The organism is Pararhodobacter zhoushanensis (genome assembly GCF_025949695.1).
Lineage (GTDB): Bacteria > Pseudomonadota > Alphaproteobacteria > Rhodobacterales > Rhodobacteraceae > Pararhodobacter > Pararhodobacter zhoushanensis_A.
On the sequence record NZ_JAPDFL010000001.1, the window covers coordinates 3,016,792 to 3,040,949 of the forward strand.

Annotated in this window: 19 protein-coding genes, 1 tRNA gene and 1 pseudogene; 16 read left to right on the forward strand and 5 right to left on the reverse strand. The window is 66.2% G+C overall.

Translation table 11 applies throughout. The annotated features are described in order from the left end of the window. Position 1 precedes the first annotated feature (1 nt). Complete coding sequence (locus OKW52_RS15115) at positions 2–1,453, reverse strand: leucyl aminopeptidase (RefSeq protein WP_264506444.1); 1,452 nt, start codon at positions 1,451–1,453, stop codon at positions 2–4. A gap of 644 nt (positions 1,454–2,097) precedes the next feature. Here OKW52_RS15115 and lptF point away from each other — a divergent pair. From lptF to OKW52_RS15160, 9 genes and pseudogenes are all read left to right on the forward strand, one after another. Then, a complete protein-coding gene (lptF, locus tag OKW52_RS15120) occupies positions 2,098–3,201 on the forward strand; it encodes an LPS export ABC transporter permease LptF (protein ID WP_264506445.1) in 1,104 nt (367 codons plus the stop codon). Further along, positions 3,198–4,298, forward strand: a complete 1,101-nt coding sequence (lptG, locus tag OKW52_RS15125; protein WP_264506446.1) for an LPS export ABC transporter permease LptG — start codon at positions 3,198–3,200, stop codon at positions 4,296–4,298. Before lptF ends, lptG begins: the two co-directional genes overlap by 4 nt. A gap of 3 nt (positions 4,299–4,301) precedes the next feature. Continuing rightward, positions 4,302–6,485, forward strand: a complete 2,184-nt coding sequence (locus tag OKW52_RS15130; protein ID WP_264506447.1) for an LPS-assembly protein LptD — start codon at positions 4,302–4,304, stop codon at positions 6,483–6,485. A 74-nt stretch (positions 6,486–6,559) separates the two neighbouring features. Continuing rightward, complete coding sequence (locus OKW52_RS15135; RefSeq protein WP_264506448.1) at positions 6,560–7,825, forward strand: peptidylprolyl isomerase family protein; 1,266 nt, start codon at positions 6,560–6,562, stop codon at positions 7,823–7,825. 14 nt (positions 7,826–7,839) lie between these two features. Then, positions 7,840–8,799 carry a 4-hydroxythreonine-4-phosphate dehydrogenase PdxA gene (gene pdxA / locus OKW52_RS15140; protein ID WP_264507719.1) on the forward strand — a complete coding sequence of 320 codons (960 nt, stop codon included), beginning with the start codon at positions 7,840–7,842 and terminating at the stop codon, positions 8,797–8,799. Between the two features lie 143 nt (positions 8,800–8,942). Then, a pseudogene (rsmA, locus tag OKW52_RS15145) lies at positions 8,943–9,777 on the forward strand (16S rRNA (adenine(1518)-N(6)/adenine(1519)-N(6))-dimethyltransferase RsmA). Between the two features lie 243 nt (positions 9,778–10,020). Further along, the gene (locus OKW52_RS15150; protein WP_264506449.1) at positions 10,021–11,289 is read left to right on the forward strand and encodes a TadE/TadG family type IV pilus assembly protein; all 1,269 of its coding nucleotides are present in this window, start codon (positions 10,021–10,023) and stop codon (positions 11,287–11,289) included. Further along, positions 11,286–11,822, forward strand: coding sequence for a TadE/TadG family type IV pilus assembly protein (locus OKW52_RS15155; protein WP_264506450.1), 537 nt, complete (start codon positions 11,286–11,288; stop codon positions 11,820–11,822). Before OKW52_RS15150 ends, OKW52_RS15155 begins: the two co-directional genes overlap by 4 nt. A gap of 8 nt (positions 11,823–11,830) precedes the next feature. Next, positions 11,831–13,666, forward strand: a complete 1,836-nt coding sequence (locus OKW52_RS15160) for a TadE/TadG family type IV pilus assembly protein (protein WP_264506451.1) — start codon at positions 11,831–11,833, stop codon at positions 13,664–13,666. Between the two features lie 45 nt (positions 13,667–13,711). Here the strand turns inward: OKW52_RS15160 and OKW52_RS15165 are convergent, their stop codons facing one another. Then, positions 13,712–14,308 (reverse strand): TetR/AcrR family transcriptional regulator, encoded by a 597-nt coding sequence (locus OKW52_RS15165; RefSeq protein ID WP_264506452.1) that lies wholly within the window; start codon positions 14,306–14,308, stop codon positions 13,712–13,714. Between the two features lie 109 nt (positions 14,309–14,417). Here OKW52_RS15165 and OKW52_RS15170 point away from each other — a divergent pair, with 109 nt between their 5' ends. The 4 genes from OKW52_RS15170 (at position 14,418) to glpX (ending at position 17,872) form a co-directional block, all read left to right on the forward strand. Beyond that, on the forward strand, positions 14,418–14,696 hold the full coding sequence (locus OKW52_RS15170; protein WP_264506453.1) for a hypothetical protein: 279 nt from the start codon (positions 14,418–14,420) through the stop codon (positions 14,694–14,696). 97 nt (positions 14,697–14,793) lie between these two features. Beyond that, entirely contained in the window at positions 14,794–16,095 is a 1,302-nt protein-coding gene (locus OKW52_RS15175; protein WP_264506454.1) for a homoserine dehydrogenase, read from the forward strand. Between the two features lie 3 nt (positions 16,096–16,098). After that, on the forward strand, positions 16,099–16,803 hold the full coding sequence (locus OKW52_RS15180) for a ceramidase (RefSeq protein ID WP_264506455.1): 705 nt from the start codon (positions 16,099–16,101) through the stop codon (positions 16,801–16,803). A gap of 103 nt (positions 16,804–16,906) precedes the next feature. Continuing rightward, positions 16,907–17,872 carry a class II fructose-bisphosphatase gene (glpX, locus tag OKW52_RS15185; protein WP_264506456.1) on the forward strand — a complete coding sequence of 322 codons (966 nt, stop codon included), beginning with the start codon at positions 16,907–16,909 and terminating at the stop codon, positions 17,870–17,872. A gap of 3 nt (positions 17,873–17,875) precedes the next feature. Here glpX and OKW52_RS15190 read toward each other — a convergent pair whose 3' ends face one another. Then, the gene (locus tag OKW52_RS15190) at positions 17,876–18,628 is read right to left on the reverse strand and encodes a hypothetical protein (protein WP_264506457.1); all 753 of its coding nucleotides are present in this window, start codon (positions 18,626–18,628) and stop codon (positions 17,876–17,878) included. 58 nt (positions 18,629–18,686) lie between these two features. On the opposite strand from OKW52_RS15190, the gene OKW52_RS15195 reads away from it, so the two are divergent. The 3 genes from OKW52_RS15195 (at position 18,687) to OKW52_RS15205 (ending at position 21,196) form a co-directional block, all read left to right on the forward strand. Then, complete coding sequence (locus OKW52_RS15195; protein ID WP_264506458.1) at positions 18,687–19,124, forward strand: MarR family winged helix-turn-helix transcriptional regulator; 438 nt, start codon at positions 18,687–18,689, stop codon at positions 19,122–19,124. Positions 19,125–19,191: 67 nt separating this feature from the next. Then, positions 19,192–20,952, forward strand: a complete 1,761-nt coding sequence (gene recJ / locus OKW52_RS15200; protein ID WP_264506459.1) for a single-stranded-DNA-specific exonuclease RecJ — start codon at positions 19,192–19,194, stop codon at positions 20,950–20,952. Between the two features lie 170 nt (positions 20,953–21,122). Next, positions 21,123–21,196, forward strand: a tRNA-Glu gene (locus OKW52_RS15205). Positions 21,197–21,355: 159 nt separating this feature from the next. Here the strand turns inward: OKW52_RS15205 and OKW52_RS15210 are convergent. Continuing rightward, positions 21,356–22,993, reverse strand: a complete 1,638-nt coding sequence (locus OKW52_RS15210) for a flavin-containing monooxygenase (protein ID WP_264506460.1) — start codon at positions 22,991–22,993, stop codon at positions 21,356–21,358. A gap of 192 nt (positions 22,994–23,185) precedes the next feature. Then, positions 23,186–24,157, reverse strand: coding sequence for a branched-chain amino acid ABC transporter permease (locus OKW52_RS15215; RefSeq protein WP_264506461.1), 972 nt, complete (start codon positions 24,155–24,157; stop codon positions 23,186–23,188). Between the last annotated feature and the right edge of the window lies 1 nt (position 24,158).

A 24,158-nucleotide genomic window follows, 5' to 3' on the forward strand; every position in this document is an offset into this window, starting at 1 on the left:
GTCAGCTTTCAAACTTGGCCCGAACCAGAGCGTCCAGCGTGCGCACGCCCCAGCCCGAGGCCCCTTTGGGCGCCAATGTGGTGTCGGTCGACGGATAGGCGACGCCCGCGATGTCGATATGCGCCCAGGGCTGCCCGTCCTTGATAAAGCGTTGCAGGAACTGCGCTGCGGTGATCGCGCCGCCATAGCGTCCGCCGGTGTTCTTCATATCGGCCATGCGGCTCTTGATCAGCGCGTCATACGCCGGACTCAGCGGCATGCGCCACGCGCCTTCGCCTTGCGTTTGCGCGGCTTTCAGCAGATCCGCGCAGAACGGGTCATCGTTCGAGAAAACCGCAGCGTTTTCAAAGCCAAGCGCAACAAGACAGGCCCCCGTCAACGTCGCCAGATCGACGATGGCCCGGGGGGCGAAGCGTTCCTGCGCGTACCAAAGCACATCGGCCAGCACCAGACGGCCTTCGGCGTCGGTGTTGATGATCTCAATGGTATCGCCCTTCATCGAGGTGACGACATCGCCGGGGCGCTGCGCCTTGCCATCGGGCATGTTTTCGACCAGCCCGACCAGCCCGACGACATGCGCCTTGGCCTTGCGCGCCGCCAGCGCGCGCATGGTGCCGGCGACCACCGCCGCGCCGCCCATGTCCATGATCATCTCTTCCATGCCGCCCGCCGGCTTGATCGAGATGCCGCCGGTATCAAACACGACGCCCTTGCCAACCAGTGCCAGCGGCGCGCCTTCGGCGCCTTTCCACTGCATGACGACAACCTTGGTCGGACTTTCCGACCCCTGCCCGACGCCCAGAAGCGCGCGCATGCCCAGTTTTTCCAGCTCGGGCTCGTCGAGCACCTCGACGCTCAGCCCCATCGCTGTCATCGCGAGCAGCCGGTCGGCAAATTCGGTCGTGGTCAGGATATTGGCCGGATCATTGACCAGATCGCGGGTGAAATGCACGGCCTCGGCCCGGCCCAGCACCTCAGCGCAGAGCGTGGCACTCGCCTCGGGTTCGGGATGCGCAATCTGGATGGTGCCCGGCAGTTTGGGCGCTTCGGCCTTGCGCGAATAAAGATAGCTGCGCAGGGCAAGGCCTTCGATCAGCGCGGGCAGCGGCTTGACCAGACGGGCGAGCACCAGCGCACCCTCGGGTTTGAGCCCCTTGGCGATGGTAGCCCCGGCCTTGAGCAGAACCTCGGCTTCAGCCTTGCGCGGCAAACGGACCAGTTGCACGGCGCTGGCCGAAAGCCCCGTCGGAAAGGCCAGCATCAGCCCGTCGCCCGGCTTCACGCTGGACCAGCTGTCAGCGGCAACCGCGCGGGTCAGCGCGCCGCGCATCAACCGATCAACCCGCTTTGCCTCGGCATCGAGGGTGAGATCGGCGAAGACCACGACACGGCCGGTATGCGCGGCAAGCGCGGCGGGATCGGGCGCGGTGAACTGAATGTCGGGAAGGGCCATGCATGTGTCTCCGGTCATTGCGGGCAGAACGTAGCCCCTGCCCGTCCGGATGGCCAGAGGCGAGGCTGGTCGCGTCACATCGCCTGACGCGCGACGGGTGTTGTTGCGGGGCCAGTGATCGGCGGTGAGGATGATCAACGCAGCGCCCGTGTCGATCGGGTCTGGGTCGTGTTTCACAGCGGGACAAAGGCGAACGAAACAAGCCAGGTGCCGAACCGACCGTCGGACCGGGATACTGCTTGGTCAGAGCCGCGATGCTGGTGGGCATCGTGACGCTGCGCGAACTGCCTGACTGTCGGCGGGTCTGCCTGGGCTGTCTGCGTTTCAGTCGCGACTCTGCGCGCTGTGGGCGCGCTGTCGAAACACGCCGTGATCCGCTCGGCCGCGGCAAAAATGACAACCGGCCCGCTGCGCCTGTGTCCGCGCGGCAGGCATGGCCTTTCGCACGCGTGTCGGCATGGAATACCGCGGCCTTGATCCTCCCGACCCGCGTTTTGGTCAGCCAGACCCGAGCGCTTGGCCGCGGTGTCAGCCCGTCGCGGCGACCGCCGCCGACGGTCCCGGGATCCACCGATTGACGGTTTCACAGCGCTGACAAACCGATTAGATTGCCCGCACTTGGGGACTTTGGTGAAGGGTGTCGCGTGGCGCGGCTGGATCGTTACATTCTGGCGCAGCTCTTGTGGGTATTTGGTTTTTTCTCGCTGGTGCTGGTGTCGGTCTATTGGGTGAACCGGGCGGTTCGCCTGTTTGATCAGTTGATCAGCAATGGTCAGCCGATGTCGGTATTTCTGGAGTTCACCGCGCTGAGCCTGCCGATGCTGATCCGCACGGTGCTGCCGATTTCGGCCTTTGTCGCGGCGACCTATGTGACGCTCAGCCTGCTCAGAAGCAGCGAAATCACCGTGTTGCAGGCCGCCGGGATCTCGCCGTTCCGGCTGGCGCGGCCGGTGGTGGCCTTTGGGCTGATCGTCACCGCCTTCCTGATCGTGCTGATGCATTTCCTGATCCCCGAAGCGCGCGCCGAGCTGTCGCGCCGCCAGATGGAGGTTGCGCAGAACCTGACGGCCTCGTTGCTGCAGGACGGGGTCTTTCAGCATCCGGCGAACGGGGTGACGTTCTTCATCACCGAGATCACCGCCGAGGGCACGATGCGCGGCATCTATCTGTCGGACGCGCGCAGCCAGTTGCAGCGGATCGACTACACCGCCCGCACGGCGCTGATCGTGCCCGAGGCCAGCGGGCCGAAGCTGGTGATGATTGACGGGCAGGCACAGATTTTTGACCGGCGGACCGGGCGCTTGTCGGTGACGGGATTTGGCGATTTCACCTATGATCTCAGCACGATGACCGGTCCTGCTGGCCGGGGACGCTCGGTGCAGGAGTTGGGATCGTCGGAACTGCTTGCCGCCACGCCCGCGCTGCTGGAGGAAACCCGCGCCAGCGTCGCGCAGTTCCGGTTTGAGCTGGTGTCGCGCTTTGTCGATGGCTTTGCCGCCGTTGCCGCCGCGCTGATCGGCTTTTCGTCGCTGATCGCGGGCGGGTTCAGCCGGCTGGGGTTCTGGCGCGAGGTGGTCGTGGCGGTGGTGCTGATGGCGCTGGTGCAGACGCTGACGAACGCGCTTGCCGGACCGGCGATGCGCTCGACCGCGCTGGCGTGGCTGGGCATCGTTCCGCTGGGGCTGGCGGTGGCGGTGTCGCTGGGGCTGATCGCCTGGGCGACGCGCAAACGGCGGGTCAGGACATGACGCTGGGCCTGTATCTGGTGCGCCGTCTGGCCGCGAGTTTTGCGCTGATCGGCTCGGTGTTCTTCGGCATGCTGTTGCTGTTCGAGATTGTCGAGATGGTCCGGCGCTTTGGCGGCGGCAGCACCTCGATGACCGAAATCGTCTGGTTGTCGCTGCTGCGCGTGCCCGCGACCTTCTACCAGATCCTGCCGCTGCTCACGATCCTGTCGTCAATGGCGATGACGCTGGGTCTGGCGCGCTCGTCCGAACTGGTGGTGATCCGCTCGGCCGGGCGCAGCGCGATGCGCATGCTGCGCGAGCCGTTTCTGGCGACGATCCTGTTCGGCGCCGTGCTGGTGGCGCTGCTCAACCCGTTGGTGGCGGGTGCGTCGCGCGCGTATCAGCAGCGCCTGCAGGCGATGCACAGCCCCGACCAACAGGCGCAGATCTCGCTTGAGGGATCGGCGCTGTGGCTGCGGCAGGGCGATGCGCTGGGGCAGACGGTGATCCGCGCGCAATCGGTGGACCCTGACGGTCTGGGCTTTGGCGATGTGTCGTTTCAGCTGTTCGAGCGCGATACCGGCCTGCCCCTGCAACGCATCGAGGCGCGCAGCGCCCGGCTGGAGCCGGGGCGCTGGCTGCTGACCGACGCGAAGATCTGGGATCTGGCCGCCGACAACCCCGAACGCGATGCGCGAAGCCAGATCTCGCTGGATGTACCCAGCGACCTGACCGGCGAGCGCATCCGCGAGAGCTTCAACCGGGCGGGCACGCTGTCGATCTGGGATCTGCCCGATTTCATCCGCGCGCTGGACCGGGCGGGCCTGTCGTCACGCCCGCACCGGGCGCAGTTTCAGGCCGAACTGGCGCTGCCGCTGCTGATGGCGGCGATGTTGATGGTGGGGGCGGTGTTGTGTTTCAAACACACGCGCGCCGGCGGTGTGGGCACCCGCATTTTGCTGACGGTTCTGGCCGGTTTTGCCCTGTTCTTTTTGCGCAATTTCGCGCAAGTTCTGGGTGAGAATGGGCAGATCCCGTTGTCGCTGGCCGTATGGACACCACCGATAGCTTCCATGCTGCTGGCGCTTGGGGTATTGCTGCATCTGGAGGACGGATAGACAGTGCCACGCACCACGCACAAGACCGGGACCTTGGGCAGGATCGCGATCGCGACTCTGGTGAAGGTTCATGCCTGCGTGTTGGTGGCCGGTCTGGCCGCGCCGCTGCTTGCCCCCGCCCCCGCCCGTGCGCAAACGACAGCGACGGTGATGGCCGATCAGGTCTATGTTGACGGATCGGGCCGGCTGGTGGCCTCGGGCGCGGTGGAGATCTGGCAGGGGTCGGTGCGCGTCACGGCCGAGCGGGTGATGTTCGACCGGGTCAGTGATGCGCTGGATATTCAGGGGCCGATCACCATCAGCGATGGCCCCGATCAGGTGGTGATGGCCGATGCGGCGCAGCTCAGCCCCAATTTGCGCGCCGGACTGGTGACCTCGGCCCGGGTGGTGCTGAATCAGCAGTTGCAGATTGCCGCCGCGCGGATCGAAGCCGGCGTGAACGGTGTCAGCCAGATGGAAGCCGTCGTTGCGTCGAGCTGCCCGGTCTGTGCCTCGGACCCGACGCCGCTGTGGGAAATCCGCGCCGACCGGGTGATTCATGACGACAATACCGGGCGGATCCAGTTTCAGCGCGCGCAGTTCCGCTTTGCCGGGGTGCCGATCCTGTACGCGCCACGCCTGAACCTGCCCGCCCCGGGCACGACCCGGCTGCGCGGCATGCTGCGGCCCGAGGTCAGTCTGGACAGCGATCTGGGTCTGCAGGCGGGCATCCCCTATTTCATCCCCTTCGGGGACACCAGCGACCTGACGCTGACGCCCCGGGCGTCGTCGCGGGGTATGGTGTCACTGGGCTTTCGCTATCGGTTGGCGCGGCAGAACGGCGGGATCGAGATGGGCGGACAGATCTCGCGCGATGAGCTGCTGCCGGGGCGAACGCGCGGCTATGGCTATGTGCGCGCGCTGTTCCATCTGGCCAATGACTGGGTTTTGTCGGCCGATGTGCTGGCAGCATCCGAGCGCAGCTATCTTGAGACCTATGACATCACCAGTGAAGCCCGGCTGCGTGGTCATGTAACGCTGGAACGTATCCGCCGCGATCAGGCGGTCCGGGCGCGCTTTCTTGGCTTTTATTCGATGCGTCTGGCGGATGACAACGACACGCTGCCCAACGCCGCCACGCAGGTCGATGCCGAGCATCACCACAGCCTTGCCGGGGGCGACCTGACGCTTGGCATGGGGGCGACGGCCTTTGTGCGCCATTCCTCGCTTGACGGGGTTCAGGGGCGTGACGTGGCGCGGGCGCATGTGCGTCTGAGCTGGCGGCGCAGCGCGATCCTGCCGGGCGGCATTGTCGCCACCGGCGCGTTGGCCGGTCGGTTCGATCATGTCCGCGTCGACGACGACAGCGCCTATCCCGACCCGCTGAACCGACAGGCGGCGCAGGCGATGGTCGAACTGCGCTGGCCCTGGGCCACCACCACCGACAGCGGTGCACGCCATGTGATCGAGCCGGTGATGCAGGTGATCGACAGCCGCCGCAACGGCGTGACGCTGCCCAATGACGACAACACCATGCCAGAACTGGACGCGGGCAATCTGTTCGCCCTGACCCGCTCGTCCGCCGAAGGTGCGCCGGATGACGGCGCGCGGATCAACGCCGGTTTGCGGTGGGCCCGGCAGGATGCAAGCAGCTGGTCGACCGAGGCGCTGGTCGGGCGCATCTGGCGCCGCGATACGCTGGCAGGCTTTGATCCGGCGCATGTGCAGCCCCTGGGCGGGGCGCGGTCGGACTGGTTGCTGGCCGGACGGCTGAGCCATTCGGACGGCTATGCGCTGACCCTGCGGATGCTGCTGGACGATGACGCCAATGTGACCCGGGCCGAGACCAATTTCGCCTGGGCCGGGGACCGGACCGAGGTATCAACGAGCTATCTGTACCTGCCCGCCAGCAGCTTCGAGGCGCGCACGGTCACGCTGAGCGAATGGTCACTGGACGTGAAGCACGAGTTGAACAACGGCTGGCGAACCACGGTGGGCTGGGACTATGACGTGGCGCAAAGCATCTTCGCGGCGGCACGGACCGGACTGGCCTATAGCAACGAGTGTCTGGCGGTCAATCTGACGCTGGCGCGGCACTTTGTGACGGCGACGAATCCCTCGGCCTCGACCCGGTTCAACATGCGGGTCGAGCTGTTGGGAATCGGCGGACGCGCGCCCAACAGCAGCGGGCGCACCTGCCGCGCCTGAGCGGACCCTTTTCATCCCGTGCGCGACCGGCTAGGCCGGGGCGAACGGCACGACGAACAGAACGGATTGCTGCAATGCACGCTATGCTTTTCCGCCCCACCCTTTTCAAAACCGCACCGCGTGTGCTGCTGGGCCTGTTCATGGCCGCGGCGGTCGCGCTGGCCGCGCCTGCGGCGCAAGCACAATCGCCCTTTGCCGCGGCGCTTTATGTCAATGACGACGCGGTCACGAATTACGAGATCACGCAGAAGATGCGCTTTCTCGAATTCATCGGGGTTACCAACGCCGACATGCGCCAGCTGGCCATTGAACGGCTGATCGAGGACCGGCTGCAGTTGCAGGAAGCCTCGCGGCTCGGTGGCCGGGTGACGCCCGACATCATGGCAGCCGGGATGAGCGAATTCGCCGCCCGCGCCGAACTGACGACCGAGGAAATGGTCACCCGCATGGGTCAGGCCGGGATCGACCGCGAGACGTTCGAGACGTTCATCCGCTCGGGCGTGTTGTGGCGCGAGCTGATCCAGCAGCTCTATGGTGCGCAGGTGTCGATCACCAACGCGCAGATCGATCAGGCGCTGTCGGTTGAGGGCATACAGCCGTCGACCGAGGTGTTGATCTCGGAGATTTTCCTGCCCTCGGATCCGCAATTCGCCGAGGCTGTGCAGCGCATCATCCCGCAGATCGAACGGATCACCACCGAAGCCGAGTTTGCCAATGCCGCGCGTCAGGTTTCGGCCGCGCCATCCGGCCCGTCGGGCGGGCGCGTGGAACGCTGGATCAACGTGCAGGCCGTCCCCGAACCCGTCGGCCCGGCCATGGCCACGGCCGCCGTGGGCACCGTGTTCGGCCCGCTGGACATGCCGGGTGCCTATGCGTTCTTCCAGCTGCGCGCGCGCCGCGATCTGCGCGCGGTGCCGTCCGAGGCGATCGAGCTTGACTACCGCCGCGCCGATATCCCCGGCGGGCTGAGCGACACCAACCGCGCCGCGGTGGCCCGCATCCGCGACAACGTGGACAGCTGCGTCGATTTCGACGCCGTCGTGTTGCGCACCTTCCCGGAACTGCCGCTGACGGCGGTTCAGACTCTGACCGAGCGTCAAAGCGCCCTGTCCTCGGGCGTGCGCGGCGAGCTGGAGCGGCTGAACGCCGGTGAACTGAGCGCCAGCATGGTCGAGAACGGCCAGCTGGCGGTGATGATGCTCTGCGCGCGCCGGGTGGCCACCGATGCCGCCCCGGCCCGCAGCGCGGTCCGCGCCGGGCTGTTGAATCAGGCGCTTGAAGGTCAGGCGGCGATCTACCTGCAGCGCCTGCGCGCCGAGGCCGACATCCGGTATCCGTGATGTCGCGCGCTTCGCTGAGTGCACCGCTGGCCGTCACCTGTGGCGATCCCTCGGGCGTCGGGCCTGAACTGGCGGCCCGGATTGCCGCGCAGGGTGCGCCCGCGCCGATGGTGTGGATCGGCGATCCCCGCCATCTGCCCGAGGGCACGCGCTGGGAAGCGGTCGAGCATCCCTCGCAACCGGTGGCGCCCGGTGCGCTGGCCGTGTTGCCGCTGACCTTTGCAGGCCCGGCCAGCCCCGGCCGCCCCGATCCCGCCAATGCCGCCGGAACCATCGCCGCCATCGAACGGGCGGTGGCGCTGGTGCAGGACGGGGCCTGTTCGGCGGTGGTTACGGCGCCGATCAACAAGAAGGCGCTGAAAGACGGCGCGGGCTTTGCCTTTCCCGGTCATACCGAGTTTCTGGCCCATCTTGCCGGCGGTGCGGATGTGGTGATGATGCTCGCTTGCCCCGAGTTGCGGGTGGTGCCGGCGACAATCCATATCGCGCTGGCCGATGTCCCGCAGGCGCTGACCGCCGATCTGCTGCGCCGCACCATCACAATCACCCGCGCGGCACTGATCCGCGATTTCGGCCTGACCGCGCCGCGCATCGCCGTCGCCGGGCTGAACCCGCATGCGGGCGAAGGCGGCGCGATGGGGCGTGAAGAGCTGGCGATGATCGCGCCCCTGCTGGCCGAGATGCGGGCCGAGGGGCTCGATCTGCAAGGCCCCCTGCCCGCCGACACGATGTTCCACGCCGCCGCCCGCGCGCGCTATGACGCGGCGGTGTGCATGTACCACGATCAGGCGCTGATCCCGATCAAGACGATTGATTTCTCGGGTGGGGTGAATGTGACGCTGGGGCTGCCGTTTGTGCGCACCTCGCCGGATCACGGCACGGCCTATGACATTGCCGGGCAAGGGGTGGCCGATCCGACCTCGATGCGGGCGGCGATGGTCATGGCCTGGGACATGGCGCAGGCGCGGGGTTAGGGGCGGTGCGGCGTAAGGTGGGGTTGAACCCCACCCTACGGGCGCTTGAAATCAGCGGCGGTCAAGTTTTGTCGCGCGGGCGCGCGTGACGCACCGCGTCCAGCGCCCTTGCCTTGGGCGCGGTTTTGGCGGATTGAGACAGCATGAGCCAGATTGACGGACTTCCCCCTGCGTGACGTGATCGCCCAGCATGATTTGCAGGCGAAAAAGGCGTTGGGGCAGAATTTCCTGCTGGACCTCAACCTGACCGCGCGGATTGCGCGGGCAGCGGGGGATCTGAAAGGCTCGGATATCCTTGAGGTCGGCCCCGGCCCCGGTGGCCTGACGCGCGGCCTGTTGGCCGAAGGCGCGCGCCGGGTGCTGGCGATCGAGAAAGACCCGCGCTGCCTGCCCGCGCTGGCCGAGATCGCGGCGGCCTATCCCGGACGGCTGGAAGTGATCGAGGGCGACGCGCTGCAGATCGACCCGCTGGCGCATCTGACGCCGCCGATCAAGATCTGCGCCAACCTGCCCTATAACGTCGGCACCGAGCTGCTGGTGCGCTGGCTGACGCCCGCGCAATGGCCGCCGGTGTGGTCGTCGCTGACGCTGATGTTCCAGAAGGAAGTTGCCGAGCGGATCGTGGCGAAACCCGGCTCGAAGGCCTACGGCCGGCTGGCGCTGCTGGCGCAATGGCGCTGCGAGGCGCGGATCGTGCTGACATTGCCCCCCAGCGCCTTCACGCCGCCGCCCAAGATCGACAGCGCCGTGGTGCATCTGACCGCCCTGCCCGAGCCGCGCTTTCCGGCCCCGGCGAAGACGCTGGAGCGGGTGGTTGCGGCGGGCTTCAACCAGCGCCGCAAGATGCTGCGCTCGGCGCTCAAGGGGCTGGACCCGCAGATCGAGGCGCGTCTGACCCGGCTGGGAATCGCCCCGACGGCGCGGGCCGAAGAGATCGGGCTCGAGCAATTCTGCGCCCTTGCTCGGGACTTTGGTTAAGCCCTGACCGGCGCGGCGCGGTTGCAGCCGCAGTTTCGCCCAACTTCGCAGGCAGGTCGGGTTCATCGGGCGTTAACCCGATTCGGAAACAATCCTTTTCCCGTTTTCCGGGGCATGCCGTGGATCATGCCGCTTTCTTGCCACATTTCGGCAAGAGAGCGCCGCATTTCGGCCACCGCGTCACCCTAAAAAGACAGGAAGTCGAAGCGCTCTTCCGCGTTTCTCAGGTGACAGGTGACCCTTATGCGCAATGCTCTGATGGCAAAACATCCGGTACGCACACGCCGTCTGGCGGTGCAACTGGCAGCGTTTCGCCGCGCCGACTCTGGCTCGATGGCCGTGCTCAGCGTGTTCATCTTTGTGGCAATGATCCTGTTTGGCGGGCTGGCGGTTGACCTGATGCGCCACGAGAACGAGCGGTTGCGCATGCAAGGGGTTGCCGACCGCGCGGTGCTGGCCGCGACGATGCTGCGCGACAATACCTCGGGCGCGACGCCCGAGCAGATCTTGCACGCCTATTTCGCTGCTGAAGGGCTTGATGAGCAGTTGGGCAACAATTTCAGCGTGGTCGACGGCGAAGACGGCGGGCGCACGGTCACGGTCGCGCCTGCGGCAACGGTTCCGTCGCTGTTCATGCGCCTGGTGGGGGTCAATGACTTTGCTGTGGCGACCCCGGCGCGGGCGCATGAAACGCTGGGGGCCGGGCTGAAGCTGGAAATCGTCATGGTGCTTGACGTGTCAGGCTCGATGAACGGACAGCAGAAGATCGGCATGATGCAGACGGCGGCAACCCAGCTGGTCAATTCGCTGCTGACCGATGATATCCAACCCGGCGATGTGGCGATCACCATGGTGCCCTATGACACATGGGTGCTGCCACCCGCAGGGTTTCTCAATCAGTTCACCAACTTGCAGGGCAGCGGCGCGTGCAATGACTGGACGTTGTGGAATTCGGTGGTCAACGGCCTGACCCAATCCTCGCAACGCCGCAATTGTAACACGGCAAGCTGGCGCACGGTGCGTCCCTATCTGAGCAACGCGGCCACCGCCGGGACCTATATCACCGAACTGCGCGCGTCGGGCACGACCTCGATCGATCTGGGGATCCGTTACGGGGCGCTGTTCTTCGACCCCTCGCTGCGTCCGGCAATCAGCGCGCTGATTGCCAATGGCGACATCGACCCGGTGTTCGAGGGTCGGCCTTATGACTGGAACGAGCCGAACGTGGTGCGCGCGCTGATCCTGCTGACGGATGGCGAGAATTGCTGCGGCGAGCGGTATGCCGACGGGATTCAGGACACCAATTCAACGGCGACCTGCGACGCGCTCAAGGATCAGGGCATCCTGATCTATTCCATCGCCTATCAGGCCCCGCCCGCCGGTGCCGCGCTGATGCAAAGCTGTGCCTCGTCGGCCAGCCATTATTTCAACACCACCGCTGACGGCATCGTCGACGTGTTCCAGGGCATCGCCAACAGCGTGCAGACGCAAGCGCTGAGGTTGACGCTGTGACCGGTCCCCGTTCCCTGTGGCGCCACTTCGCGCGCTCGCAAAGCGGCACCGCGACGATCGAGTTCGTGATCATGGTGCCGCTGGCGCTGGCGTTCCTGTTCTCGGCCATCGACTATGGCGTGGTGATGATCCGGCAGGTGTTTCTGGATCGCGCGGTGGATATCGCCGTGCGGCAGGTGCGGCTGGGCAATGTGTCGGCCACCAGCTACGCCGGGTTTCGCGCGCAGGTCTGCGAAAACACCTTCTTGCTGGCCGATTGTGAAAGCAACATCGCCATCGAATTGCGCCCGGTGAATACCACGACCTGGGCCGGGCTGGATCAGCCTGCCCAATGCGTGAACCGCGCGCAGAACATCAGCCCGGTGCTGTCCTTTGTGCCGTCAAGCGGATCGCAGGTCCTGATGCTGATCCGCGTCTGCGTCGTCGCCGATCCGTTCATCGACCTGACCGGCATCGTTCTGGGCATGCCCGTCGACGAGTCGGGCGGCTTTTATCTGGTGTCGAACGCCGCCTTTGCCAACGAACCCGCGTGAGGACCATCATGAGACATCTCTTTACGCTCCTCTTCGCCCGCCACCGCCTGAGCCGTCTGAAAGACGAGCGCGGATCGGTCGCGGTCGAGTTTGTGATCACCCTGCCCCTGCTCTTGTGGGGGCTGGTGGCGACGGTGGTGTTCTTTGAAGGCTACAAGGCCCGCTACAACGCCCAGATGGCCGCGCAGACCGTGGCCGATATCATGTCGCGTGAAACCGACCTGTTCACCGGCAACTATATCGAAGGCCTGAACAACGTTTTCGACTTTCTGGCGGACAGCGAGTATCCCACGCGCATCCGCGTGTCGTCGGTGATCTGGGACAGCACAACCGAGCGGAACCGCCTGCAATGGTCCTATGCCACGCGCAACATGGCACCGCTGCCGGAAAACACGTTCGAGCTGCTGCAGAACGATGATACCGCGACCTTGCTGGCCGAGTTCGGCGAGGATACGTCGTTCTCCTTCACCGGCGCTGCCGCGCAGATGCCTGTCAGCGATCTCGCCAGCCGCATCCCGCCGGTTCTGCCGGGTGAGGCCCTTCTGCTGGTCGAGACCTTCGCGCTGTGGGAGCCTTTCGCCAGCGTCGGCGTGGGCAATCTGCGCTTTGCCCCGGTGGTCGTTGTGCGCCCGCGCTTCGCGCCATGGATCAATTTCGAAGGCGTCGAGACGATCTATCCCGAGGCCGATTACGAGGTTGCGTGGACCGGCTCGGGCAATGCCTCGCTGCCTGATCCGAACGATCCTGACGAACCGGACGTCGAGCCGCCCGCAGGGACGACCTATGCGTTCGAAAACTCTGTGACCACGGGCTTCTCGTCGACCACCGTAACCGCTGGCGGGCCGACGGGCCGGTATCTGGGGCCGTTCGGGGCCTCGACCTATAACAACCCGGTGACGCTGAGCGTGGCGCTGCCGGCGGCCAACACGAATGCCAGCATCGCTTTCGACCTGTTCATCATCGACACCTGGGACGCGTATAACGCCAGCTGGGCCCCCAGCTATGGCGACAACTTCACGCTGATGTACAACGGTCAGCCGATTTCGCTGGATCTGTTCGACACCGCGTTAAGCGCGCCCTTCAACAACGCGCGCACCAGCGCCGGGTATATCGACGCTGTGACCTATGGTGTCACGATGACCCGCACCTCGTCGGGCACCAATTTCACCGGGTCGGCTGATCATGATTCGGCCTGGCGCGTGGTCGTCACGCTTCAGAACGCGCCGCAAAACTTCACGCTGGGCTTCTCGGCCTCGGTGCAGGAGTCGCTGGCAAACGAAAGCTTCGGCATCGACAACCTGACCATTGCCTCGTCAGGGAGTGGAACGCCGCCAGCGTTCACCGCCAACGCAGGCAGTCTGCAAACCCGCGACCCGCACACGCGCTTTGCGCGCTATTCGGGCTGCCCGGAATATCGGATTTCCGCCCCCTGGCTGACGATGACCCGCTCGGACCTGACCACCGGCATCACCATGCCCCGCGAGGCAGGCGGTCCGACCGATGCCAGCCGCTGCGCCGCCAGCGGCGGGCGCGGGTGGGTCCATGCGTCGCCGCATCTGGTTCTCAACTATGACGCGCAAGGCGTGGTCAACGGCAGTTCGGGCCTGCTGATCCGCACCAATGACTACAACAACGGCGGCACCTGTGACACGACGCTGTTCGTGCGCGACCCCAACGGGCAGTGGTGGTTCAACGACGATGTGTCCAACACGAACTATAGCAGAGACTATAATTCACGGTTGCAGATCGCCGGTGCGACATCCGGCCAGTACGAGATCTGGCTGGGCACCTATGGGTCGAGCCGCTGCACGTCGGATCTGAGCATCAGCCGCTACACCCGCTAAGAATGCCAGCGCCAGCCCGTCCCCGACCGGGGCGGGCTGCATGCGTCAAGCGCGCGCGCCTGCGGCCTTGAGCACCATGTCGACATAGATCTCCTCGACCCGGTCGCGGCTGAGCCGCCCGCCCTCGCGAAACCACGTGTTCACGCCGGTCAGCATGGCGATCAGGGCCATCGCGGCCAGTTTGGTATCGGGCACCGCCAGCGTACCCTCGTCCTGACCGGCGCGCAGGATGGTTTCCAGCTCGGTCTCATAGCGCTTGCGCAAGGCCTCAACGGTGGCGAAATTCGCGGGCGTGAGGTTGCGCAGCTCCATATAGGCGATGAACACGGCGTCGGCGCGGGCGGCGTGGAAACGAATATGGAAGCGCGCGAAATGCTGGAGCCGGGCGCGGGCATCGCCCAAGGGCGGTGTGCTGTCGGCCCAGGCGCCGAGCAGCGCGTCCATGTGATCCTGCATCAGCTGAAACAGCAGGGTCTGCTTGTCGGCGGTGTAAAGATAGATCGCCCCGGCCTGCACGCCGACCTCGGCCGCGATCTGACGCATCGAGACCGCGGCATAGCCGTCGCGCGCAAACAGCCGCAGCGCCGCGTCGCGCAGACGCGGGCCGGTGATCTCGGCGCGGGAACCGGGTTTGCGAGCCATGCGCCATTGTCACTGAACGCTCGTTCAGTTCAACCCCTCTCGGGCCTTTGCCGCTTCACAGCGGGAAGCACGCTTGCTACTCTCGCGCCGTCCAGCCAAAGGCCGCCCTATGCCCCGTTTGCCCGCCCTGCCCCTTTTGTTGCTTGCGCTTGCCGGCTGTGCCGAGGTGGCGGCGGATGCGCCCGCCCTGCTGACACGCGCCGAAATCGCCGACCGGACGATGAACGCGGCGGATACCGCGCGGGGGACACAGGCTGCGGATGAGCTGGGTTACCGCGCCGCGCAACTGCGCGCCCGGGCGGCACAGCTGCGCCACAATGACCGCGATGCCGCCGAACGGGCCGAATTGCTGCGCCGCGCACAGCTGCTGGAAGAACAGCAAACCTGATCGCGCGCATCCGCGCATTGCACCCAAGACGCGCCTCCGCTAATCCTGCGACAACGCCACGCGGCACGGCCCGTGGCCTGATCTTGCGGAGTTACCTATGACCACCCCCTCACATCCCGGCCCGTTGCGTTTGGCGATTGCCGGTCTTGGCACCGTCGGCATCGGTGTGGTCAAGATCGTCCAGACCCATGCCGCGCTGATCGCCCGGCGCGGGGGACGTGCCATCGAGATCGTCGCGGTCAGCGCCAATTCGCGCTCGAAAAAGCGCAGCGCTGATATTTCCGCCTACGCGTGGGAGGATGATCCCGTCGCACTGGGCCGCCGCGACGATGTGGATGTGGTGCTCGAACTGATGGGCGGTGAGAACGGCGCGGCCAAGGCGCTGGTCGAAACCGCGCTGAAGAACGGCAAGGATGTGGTCACCGCCAACAAGGCGCTGCTGGCGCATCACGGCACCGCGCTGGCCCGGCTGGCCGAGGGCAATGGCCGCGCGCTGCGGTTCGAGGCGGCGGTGGCGGGCGGCATCCCGGTGATCAAGGCGCTGACCGAGGGTCTGGCGGGCAACCAGATCAAGCGCGTCATGGGCGTGATGAACGGCACCTGCAACTATATCCTGACGCGGATGGAAAGCGCCGGGCTTCCCTATGACACGGTGTTCGAAGAGGCCCGCAAGCTGGGCTATCTGGAAGCCGATCCCAATCTGGACGTCGGCGGCATTGATGCGGGTCACAAGCTGAGCCTGCTCAGCGCGATTGCCTTTGGCACCGAGGTCGACTTTGACGCGGTGGTGCTGCAGGGCATCGGCTCGATCTCGACCGACGATATCCGTCTGGCGCGCGACATGGGCTATTCGATCAAGCTCTTGGGCGTGGCGCAGATGACCGGGCGCGGGCTGGAACAGCGCATGACCCCCTGTCTGGTCCCCGAAACGCACCCGCTGGGCCAGCTGCAGGGCGGCACCAACATGGTGGTGATCGAAGGCGACATGGTCGGCCAGATCGTCCTGCGCGGCGCGGGCGCGGGCGAAGGCCCGACGGCCAGCGCGGTGATGGGCGACGTGATCGACATCGCGCGCGGCTTCCGCCTGCCGGTGTTTGGCCAGCCGGCGGCGGGTCTGGTCGACGCCCCGCCCGCCGTGGTGAGCACGGGCGCGCCGTGGTATCTGCGCATGACCTTGCTGGACAAGCCGGGCGCACTGGCCAAGATCGCCACGCTTTTGGGCGAAAGCGGCATCTCCATCGACCGGATGCGGCAATATTCGCATGACGGCACCGATGCGCCGGTGCTGATTGTCACACACAAGGCAACCTCGGATGATATCAGTCACGCGCTGGACCGCTTTGCGGCCACCGGGGTGGTGGTCGGCGCGCCGGTCGCGATGCGGATCGAGGAAGTTTAAGACATGGCCTGGATCGACCCCGTAGACATTTATTGCGAGCGGGTGTCGGCGGCCTTCTGGGCCGAGCCGGTGAACGCGCTGACCAACGCCGCCTTTGTTCTGGCGGCGCTTTGGGGCGCGGCCGAGGCGCGCAAGCGGGGCGTGCACTCGCCCATCGTCTGGGTGTTGATTGGTATGGCCGGGCTGATCGGCGTGGGCAGTTTCGCGTTCCACACCTTTGCGACGCGCTGGTCCGAGCTGGCCGATACCCTGCCAATCTGGAGCTTCGTGGCAGCGTTCGTGCTGGCCGCAATGCATTTCATCGGCGGGATGCCGGTCAAGCGCGTGCTGCGGGTGGCGGTGATCATCGTGGTTGCGGCGGTGGGCGCGATCTGGCTGGCCGGTGGCGAGGGTGCCGAGGTGGCGACGGCGGCCCCCGACCCGCTCAACGGCTCGGGGCAATACGCGCCGGCGGTGCTGGCACTGGCGGTGTTCACCGTCATCGCCTTCTGGCGCAACCATCCGGGTGCGCCGTGGATTCTGGCTGCGTTCATCACCTTCCTGATCTCGCTGAGCCTGCGCACGCTGGACCGCGACATCTGCGCCAGCTTCCCGCTGGGCACGCATTTCGCGTGGCATGCGCTGAACGGGTTGATGATCGGCTTGCTGCTGCAAATGTTGATCCGCACCGGGCATTTCGGGAAAATTCCCTCAGACTCAGCCCGTTAGCGGCACCAAAGTTGTTCGCTCCGACGCCAAGGGGTATGCAAGACGCGCAACCCTGTTTCGAATCCGGCCCGACCGCGGCCCTGCCCCTATTCAAGGAATGACCATGTCCGACTCTCCCCTGTTTCACGACCGTCTGCTGTCGCTGGGTCTCGCCCGCGTTTCCGAAGCGGCGGCGCTTGAATCGGCCGCGTGGATCGGCCGTGGCGACGAGAAAGCCGCCGACCAGGCCGCTGTGAACGCCATGCGCAACCAGTTGAACATGCTGGACATCAAGGGCGTCGTGGTCATCGGTGAGGGCGAGCGCGACGAAGCGCCGATGCTGTTCATCGGTGAAGAGGTCGGCACCGGCAACGGCCCCGCCGTGGATATCGCGCTGGACCCGCTGGAAGGCACCACGCTGACCGCCAAGGACATGCCCAACGCGCTGACCGTGATCGCCATGGCCCCGCGCGGCACGATGCTGCACGCACCGGACGTCTATATGGACAAGCTGGCCATCGGGCCGGGTTATGCCGTTGATACCGTGACGCTGGCCATGTCGCCCGCCGAGCGCGTGCACGCGCTGGCCAAGGCCAAGGGCTGCGAGGCGGGCGATATCACCGTGTGCATCCTTGAGCGTCCGCGCCATGAGGATCTGATCGCCGAGGTCCGCTCGACCGGGGCGTCGATCCGCCTGATCACCGATGGCGACGTTGCCGGTGTCATGCACTGCGCCGAGGCTGCGATCACCGGCATCGACATGTATATGGGTTCGGGCGGTGCGCCTGAGGGGGTTCTGGCCGCTGCGGCGCTGAAATGCATGGGCGGGCAGATGTATGGTCGTCTCATGTTCCGCAACGACGACGAGCGGGGCCGCGCTGCCAAGGCCGGGATCACCGATCTGGACCGCATCTATACCCGCGACGAGCTGGTGACGGCGGATGTGATCTTTTCGGCGACCGGCGTGACCACCGGCAATATCGTGCATGGCATCAAGCGCGAGCCGGGCTGGCTGACCACCGAGACGATCTTGATGCGCTCGAAAACCGGGTCGGTGCGGCGCATGAGCTACCGCACGCCCGTCAAGTAAGCCTCAGCGCGCCAGCCGGTACAGCACCGGCATGGCCGCTGTGCGATTGGCGGCGAAATGCGCGAGCACATAGGCGCGAAAGCTGCGCTTGAAGATCAGCGCGGGCAGGATGTCGGACAGCCCCTCCCATCGGCAGTGATTGACGAGGGGCCAGTCCGGCGCCTGCCCCGCTTGCGGTTGCAGGACGGTGGAATTGTCGAGGCCGGTCTGGTCGGTGAACCAGCCGGCCGTGTAATTCCACACCGCGAGGTTCTGGTCGAGGTCTTCGGCGGTGAACCAGTTGAACAGGAACACCCCTTGCCGCGCGTGATCGACCGGGCCGATATGGCGGATGTTGGTCGCGCTGAACGCCGCCTGCCGCCGGGCGAGCGGGGCCGTGGCCGCCAGCAGCGCCTGACAGTCATCGCTGGCTTGCAGGGTTTGCGCCGCCTCGGGCGTTGCAGTTTCCACCAACAGCACCAGATCAAACCGCGCCGGGCGGATCTGCGGGCGCCGGCGCAGGTAGGCACCGCGCCCGGGCGGGATCACCAGCGCGATGAAGACATGGGCGTCGGGCTGGCGGGCCGCGAAGGCGCGTAGGCGTTCGGTCGCCTGACGCTTGGCGGCTGAGGCGAGGCCGAACAGGAACGGCGGCCTGTGGTCGATCTCCAACGCCAGCACCAGATAGCCCGCGCCGGTGACCGGCTGCAGCGTCACTTGTGGGAACTGCCCTGCCCCTTCGAGCAGAACAAGGTCTTGCGAAACGGATTGGGTCATGCGAGCTTCTCCTGTGCTTGTTACACTATGTGCTATCTACACATATAAAGGTCAACCCATGTTCGACTACACCCAGTCCCTCGGCCACTGGATCAACCGCGCCGGTTTCGCCCTGCGCGCCCATCTGCGCGACCGGCTGGCGGCGCAGGGTATCGCGCTGACGCCCGAGGAATGGTCGCTCATGATGGTGCTGTGGCGCGACGGGCCGCGCGGGATGAATGAGCTGGCGGCGATCACCCTGCGCGACCGCACCACGGTGACGCGGCTGGTGGACCGGATGGTCGCCAAGGATCTCCTGCGCCGCGAAACGCCCGAGGGTGACCGCCGCGCCGTGCGCATCGCCCCGACCGAGGCGGGCGCGGCGCTGGAGGGGCCAGTGCTGGCGGTGGTCGGTGGCGTGCTGGCGGAGGCGGCGGGCGGACTGGACCCGGCGCAGCTGGCGGCAACGCGCGACCTGTTGCAACGGTTGGTCGCCAATCTGGATGGCGCGGCGTGAGGGGCTATCCGCTGGTGCTTGGCCGCCCACAGCCCTATCGTGCGCGCAAAAGGACGGCTTTCTGACGATGGACACCCAAACCGACATCGCTGCCTATCTGGGCGTCACCGCCTCGTTCACCGGACGGCGCTGGGTTGGTCCCGGCGTCGAGCTGGAACGGCAGGCCGAAGCCCTCACGCAGGCAACGCGGCTGCCGATGGCGCTGTGTGCGGTGCTGGCGCGGCGCCAGGTCGCGGCGGAAGGCGTCGACGACTACCTCGCCCCCAGCCTGCGCGCGCTGCTGCCCGATCCGCTGCTGATGCGCGATATGGATGTGGCGGCGGACCGGCTGCTGGCGGCGCTGAAAGCGCGCGAAAAGATCGCGGTGTTTGCCGATTATGACGTGGATGGCGGCACCTCGGCGGCGCTGCTGCTGACGTGGCTGCGCGCGTTGGGGCATGACGCGACGCTCTATATCCCGGACCGGATTGATGAAGGCTACGGGCCGAATGAGCCCGCAATGGAGGCACTGGCGCGCGATCATACGCTGATCATCTGCGTCGACTGCGGCACGCTCTCGCACGGGCCGATTGCGGCGGCCAAGGGTGCGGATGTGGTCGTCGTGGATCACCACCTAGGCAGCGAGACCCTGCCGCCGGCGCTGGCCGTTGTGAACCCCAACCGGCAGGACGAATCGGGCGATCTGGGGCATCTGTGCGCGGCGGGCGTGGTGTTCCTGCTGCTGGTCGAGGCGAACCGGCGGCTGCGCAACAACGGCGTGCAAGGCCCTGATCTGATGAGCTATCTCGATCTGGTGGCGCTGGCGACGGTGGCCGATGTGGCACCGCTGATCGGGGTGAACCGCGCCTTTGTGCGTCAGGGGCTCAAGGTCATGGCCAAGCGCGGCCGCCCCGGTCTGGTGGCGCTGTCGGATGTGGGGCGGATCGATTCGGCGCCGACGCCCTATCATCTTGGCTTTGTGCTGGGCCCCCGTGTGAACGCGGGCGGGCGGATTGGGGCGGCGGATCTGGGGGCGCGGCTGTTGTCCACCACCGACCCGATGGAGGCACAGCGCATCGCGGCGCGGCTCGATGCGTTGAACGACGAGCGCCGGGCGATTGAAGCGGCGGTGCGCGAAGAAGCCATGGCGCAGGCCGAGGCGCGCGGCATGGATGGCCCACTGGTCTGGGCTGCGGCCGAAGGCTGGCACCCCGGCGTGATCGGCATCGTCGCGGCGCGGTTGAAAGAGGCCACCAACCGCCCCGCCGTGGTCATCGCGCTGGATGGCGGTAAGGGCAAGGGCTCGGGCCGGTCGGTGGCGGGGGTCGATCTGGGCGCGGCGATCCAGCGGCTGGCGTCCGAGGGGCTGCTGATCAAGGGCGGCGGGCACCGGATGGCCGCCGGGCTGACGCTGGCGCAGGACCAGCTGGAACCGGCGATGGCGCGGCTGGGTGAGTTGCTGGCGCGGCAGGGTGCCGGTGTCGGCGGCGCGGGTGATCTGCGCGTGGATGGGCTGCTGATGCCGGGCGCGGCGACGGTCGAGCTGATCGAGTCGCTGGAACAGGCCGGGCCCTTCGGGCAGGCCGCCCCTGCCCCGCGCTTTGCCTTCCCGTCGATGATGATTCTCGACGCGCGCAAGATCGGCACCAATCATCTGAAGCTGCGCTTTGGCGAGCCTGCCGGGCCTGCGTTGGAAGCGATTGCCTTTGGCGCTTTTGACGGCCCGCTGGGACCGGCGCTTGAACGGCGCGGGCCGGGCCGTGTTCATCTGGCGGGCAAGGTCGAAGTGAACAGCTGGGGCGGGCGCAACCGCGTGCAGCTGCGCCTGGACGACGCTGCAAGTGCTTGAAATGCCTTTGTATCAAGGGCTTTGCGCGTCACGCCGGCTGCGCTGTCATGCAACGGTAAAAAAACACGCGGCGGGGCAAAAAACCCTCTTGCGCCCACCGCAGCGCTGGCCTAAATACCGCCTCACACCGGAGGCAAACAGCTGAAAAGCAACGCAGACGGTGAGACAGTGGCCCGTTCGTCTATCGGTTAGGACGCTAGGTTTTCAACCTAGAAAGAGGGGTTCGACTCCCTACGGGCTGCCACGTCTTCCTCAAAGATCAGCGGAAGTTCAGCGCCTTAGCCCCCGGCTTTGGCGCTTTTTGGTTTGCGTGCGGCGCGGGTTTGCCCGGCGCGGGCACGTCAGGCACACCAAAACGGGCGGCGCTGGGGAAGCGCCGCCCGTGGTCATTCTGCCCGCAGGGTCAGGCGTCGGCGTCTGCCCGGGTGGTGACGAAACCCGGAAAGCCGTTGGCAACCTCGTCGGCGCACATCTCGCGGTATTTGTTCAGCCCGCCCGCAAAGATCGGGAAAAAGCGCGGTTTGCCAGCTATGTTGGTGCCGGTGTACCAGGTGTTGGCCTTGGGCATCAGCGATTGCTCGGCGATGGCGACGACCGTGTGCATATAAGCAGATTCGGCCTCGGGCCGGGGTTCGATGCCGGGCAGCGCGTGGGCGCGCAGGTGGTCGATGCAGTCGCAGATCCAGTCGGCATTCTGCTCGTTCAACAACACGAAATTGGCCAATGCCGAGGGACCGTTGGCCCCGGCGATCATGAAGAGATTGGGAAAGCCCGCCATCATCAACCCCAGATAGGACTGCGCCCCGCCCGCCCATTTCTCGCGCAGGCTGCGCCCGTCGCGGCCGGTGATATCGACGGCCATCATTGCGCCGGTCAGCCCGTCATAGCCGGTCGCGCCGATGATCACGTCCAGGTCGATATGCGCGGTGGCGGTGCGGATACCGGTAGCGGTGATTTCCTGAATCGGATCGGTCAGGCAATCGACAAGGGTGACGTTGTCGCGGTTGAAGGTCTCGTAATAGCCGCTGTCCAGACAGGGGCGGCGGGCAAAGATCGGATAGCCGTGGGGGGTCAGGGTCGCAGCCGTTTCCGGGTCGTGGACGGTTTCCGCGATCTTGCGGCGGACGAAATCGGCAACGATATCATTGGCCTGCTGGTTGAACAGCAGATCCGAGAAGAGGCCGAGGAACTCGAGCCCACCCCGGTCCCACGCGTCTGACATCAAACGCTCGCGCTCGGCCACGGACACGCTGAACAGCGGGCGGCTGGTGATGGCGCGCACGCCCCCGGTGAACGAGTTGCGGGCCAGGGCACGCAGTTGGGGGTAATGTTCCTTGATCTGGGCAACATAACCGGCGTCCAGCTTGCGGTTGCGCATCGGCAGGGTGAAGCTGGGGGTGCGCTGGAACACGGTCAGCGCCTGCGCCTGCTGCGCGACGACCGGCACGATCTGGATCCCCGTCGAGCCGGTGCCGATGACGCCGACGCGCTTGCCTGCGAAATCGACGGTGTGGTGGGGCCAGCGGCCCGAGAGATACAGCTCGCCGCCAAAGCGCTCTGCTCCGGGCACGTCGATGCCCTTGGGGACGGACAGCGGGCCGGTGGCCATGACCAGATAGGTGACCTCGAAGACCTCGCCGCCCTCGGTCTCGACCCGCCACAGCGCGCGGGCGTCATCATAGCGCATCGTCGTGGCGCGGGTGTTGAACAGCACGTCGCGGCGCAGGTCCAGTTTGTCGGCGACATAATTGGCATAGGCCAGAATTTCGGGCTGGGCGGCGAATTGCTCGGACCAGGTCCAGTCCTGCATGATCTCGTTCGAGAAGGAATAGCAGTAGTCGATGCTCATCACGTCGCAGCGCGCGCCCGGATAGCGGTTCCAGTACCACACGCCGCCGACGTTATCGCCCGCCTCGATCGCACGCACCGACAGCCCCATACCGCGTGCCTTGTGCAGCATGTACATGCCGCCAAAGCCCTGCCCGATGATCAGCATGTCGAGCGGCGTTGCGCCCCCGGTTTGCCCGCCTGTGTTGGTCATTGTCCGCCCCTTGATCGCTGTTTCCTCTCTTCGCTAGGGGCTGGGGCGGGTGCGGGCAACACAAGCGGGCTGCGGGCTCGCAACATCACATCCGTGAAGTTGCAGGGGCGGAAAACAATGCGATTTCAGCGCATAAGCCAAGGGCCCCGGCAGGGTTCTCTGCCGGGGCCTTGCTGTGCAAGGGGTCTGCAATCAGCGGCGCGCGCGCAGGCGGATCAGGAGCCCGCGCACAAAGCCCACCACCCCCGTTGGCATGAAGAACACCATGATCAGCAGGAACCCCGCGTAGATCGCCGAGGTGGCGGATTGCGAGACCTGCTCGGCCAGATTGGGCACGAACTGGATGAACACCGCCCCCACCAACGGCCCCAGAATGGTCCCTGCCCCGCCGACCATGACCGCGACCAGAAGCAGGATCGATTTCATCAGATCGAAGCTGTCGGGCGAGACATATTCGGTGATCAGCGTATAGAGCGCGCCTGCCAGCCCGGTGAGCAGGCAGCTGAGCGCGAAGGTGGCCAGCTTGGTGCGCGTGACATTCACCCCCATCGAGGCGGCGGCGATCTGGTTCTCCTTCACCGCGATGATCGCGCGGCCCATGCGGCTGCGAAACAGCGCGGCGGTGCCAAAGAAGGCGGCCAGCACCACGGCAAGCACGAGGTAGAACACGAAGACCTCGCGCGACAGCGGCAGCCAGTCGGGCACGGGCGAGTTGAACACCATCACCCCCTGCACGCCGCCGGTCCATGTCTCGATGCTGCGGTGTTTCAGGATCTGCGGCATGGCCAGTGCCAGCGCGAAGGTGGCCAGCGCCAGATGGTGCCCCTTGAGCCGCAGCGAGGGCCAGCCAAAGAGCACACCGAAGGCCAGACAGACCGCACCCGCGATCACCAGCGCAGGCAACCAAGGCAGCGCAAAGCTGTCCATGCCGACGGCCGCGACATAGGCGCCGATGGCAAAGACCGCGCCGTGGCCAAGCGACAATTGCCCGCCGAAGCCGACGACGATGTTGAGCCCCATCACCGCCAGCGCCATGCACAACACCATGGTCATCTGGAACAGAAAGAAGCCTTTGACCAGCAGCGGCAGGGCGACAAGCAGCGCGATCGCCGCGACGATCAGCAGCGCGCCAAGGCGACGCGAGAAAGAGTTCGGGGTTTGCATC

Coding starts and splice junctions, on each gene's coding strand:
- OKW52_RS15210 (WP_264506460.1), bottom strand. CDS start 22,993: ATGACCAACACAGGCGGGCAAACCGGGGGCGCAACGCCGCTCGACATG.
- lptG (WP_264506446.1), top strand. CDS start 3,198: ATGACGCTGGGCCTGTATCTGGTGCGCCGTCTGGCCGCGAGTTTTGCG.
- OKW52_RS15165 (WP_264506452.1), bottom strand. CDS start 14,308: ATGGCTCGCAAACCCGGTTCCCGCGCCGAGATCACCGGCCCGCGTCTG.
- OKW52_RS15175 (WP_264506454.1), top strand. CDS start 14,794: ATGACCACCCCCTCACATCCCGGCCCGTTGCGTTTGGCGATTGCCGGT.
- OKW52_RS15195 (WP_264506458.1), top strand. CDS start 18,687: ATGTTCGACTACACCCAGTCCCTCGGCCACTGGATCAACCGCGCCGGT.
- OKW52_RS15115 (WP_264506444.1), bottom strand. CDS start 1,453: ATGGCCCTTCCCGACATTCAGTTCACCGCGCCCGATCCCGCCGCGCTT.
- recJ (WP_264506459.1), top strand. CDS start 19,192: ATGGACACCCAAACCGACATCGCTGCCTATCTGGGCGTCACCGCCTCG.
- OKW52_RS15170 (WP_264506453.1), top strand. CDS start 14,418: ATGCCCCGTTTGCCCGCCCTGCCCCTTTTGTTGCTTGCGCTTGCCGGC.
- OKW52_RS15180 (WP_264506455.1), top strand. CDS start 16,099: ATGGCCTGGATCGACCCCGTAGACATTTATTGCGAGCGGGTGTCGGCG.
- glpX (WP_264506456.1), top strand. CDS start 16,907: ATGTCCGACTCTCCCCTGTTTCACGACCGTCTGCTGTCGCTGGGTCTC.
- OKW52_RS15150 (WP_264506449.1), top strand. CDS start 10,021: ATGCGCAATGCTCTGATGGCAAAACATCCGGTACGCACACGCCGTCTG.
- OKW52_RS15135 (WP_264506448.1), top strand. CDS start 6,560: ATGCACGCTATGCTTTTCCGCCCCACCCTTTTCAAAACCGCACCGCGT.
- OKW52_RS15160 (WP_264506451.1), top strand. CDS start 11,831: ATGAGACATCTCTTTACGCTCCTCTTCGCCCGCCACCGCCTGAGCCGT.
- OKW52_RS15190 (WP_264506457.1), bottom strand. CDS start 18,628: ATGACCCAATCCGTTTCGCAAGACCTTGTTCTGCTCGAAGGGGCAGGG.
- OKW52_RS15215 (WP_264506461.1), bottom strand. CDS start 24,157: ATGCAAACCCCGAACTCTTTCTCGCGTCGCCTTGGCGCGCTGCTGATC.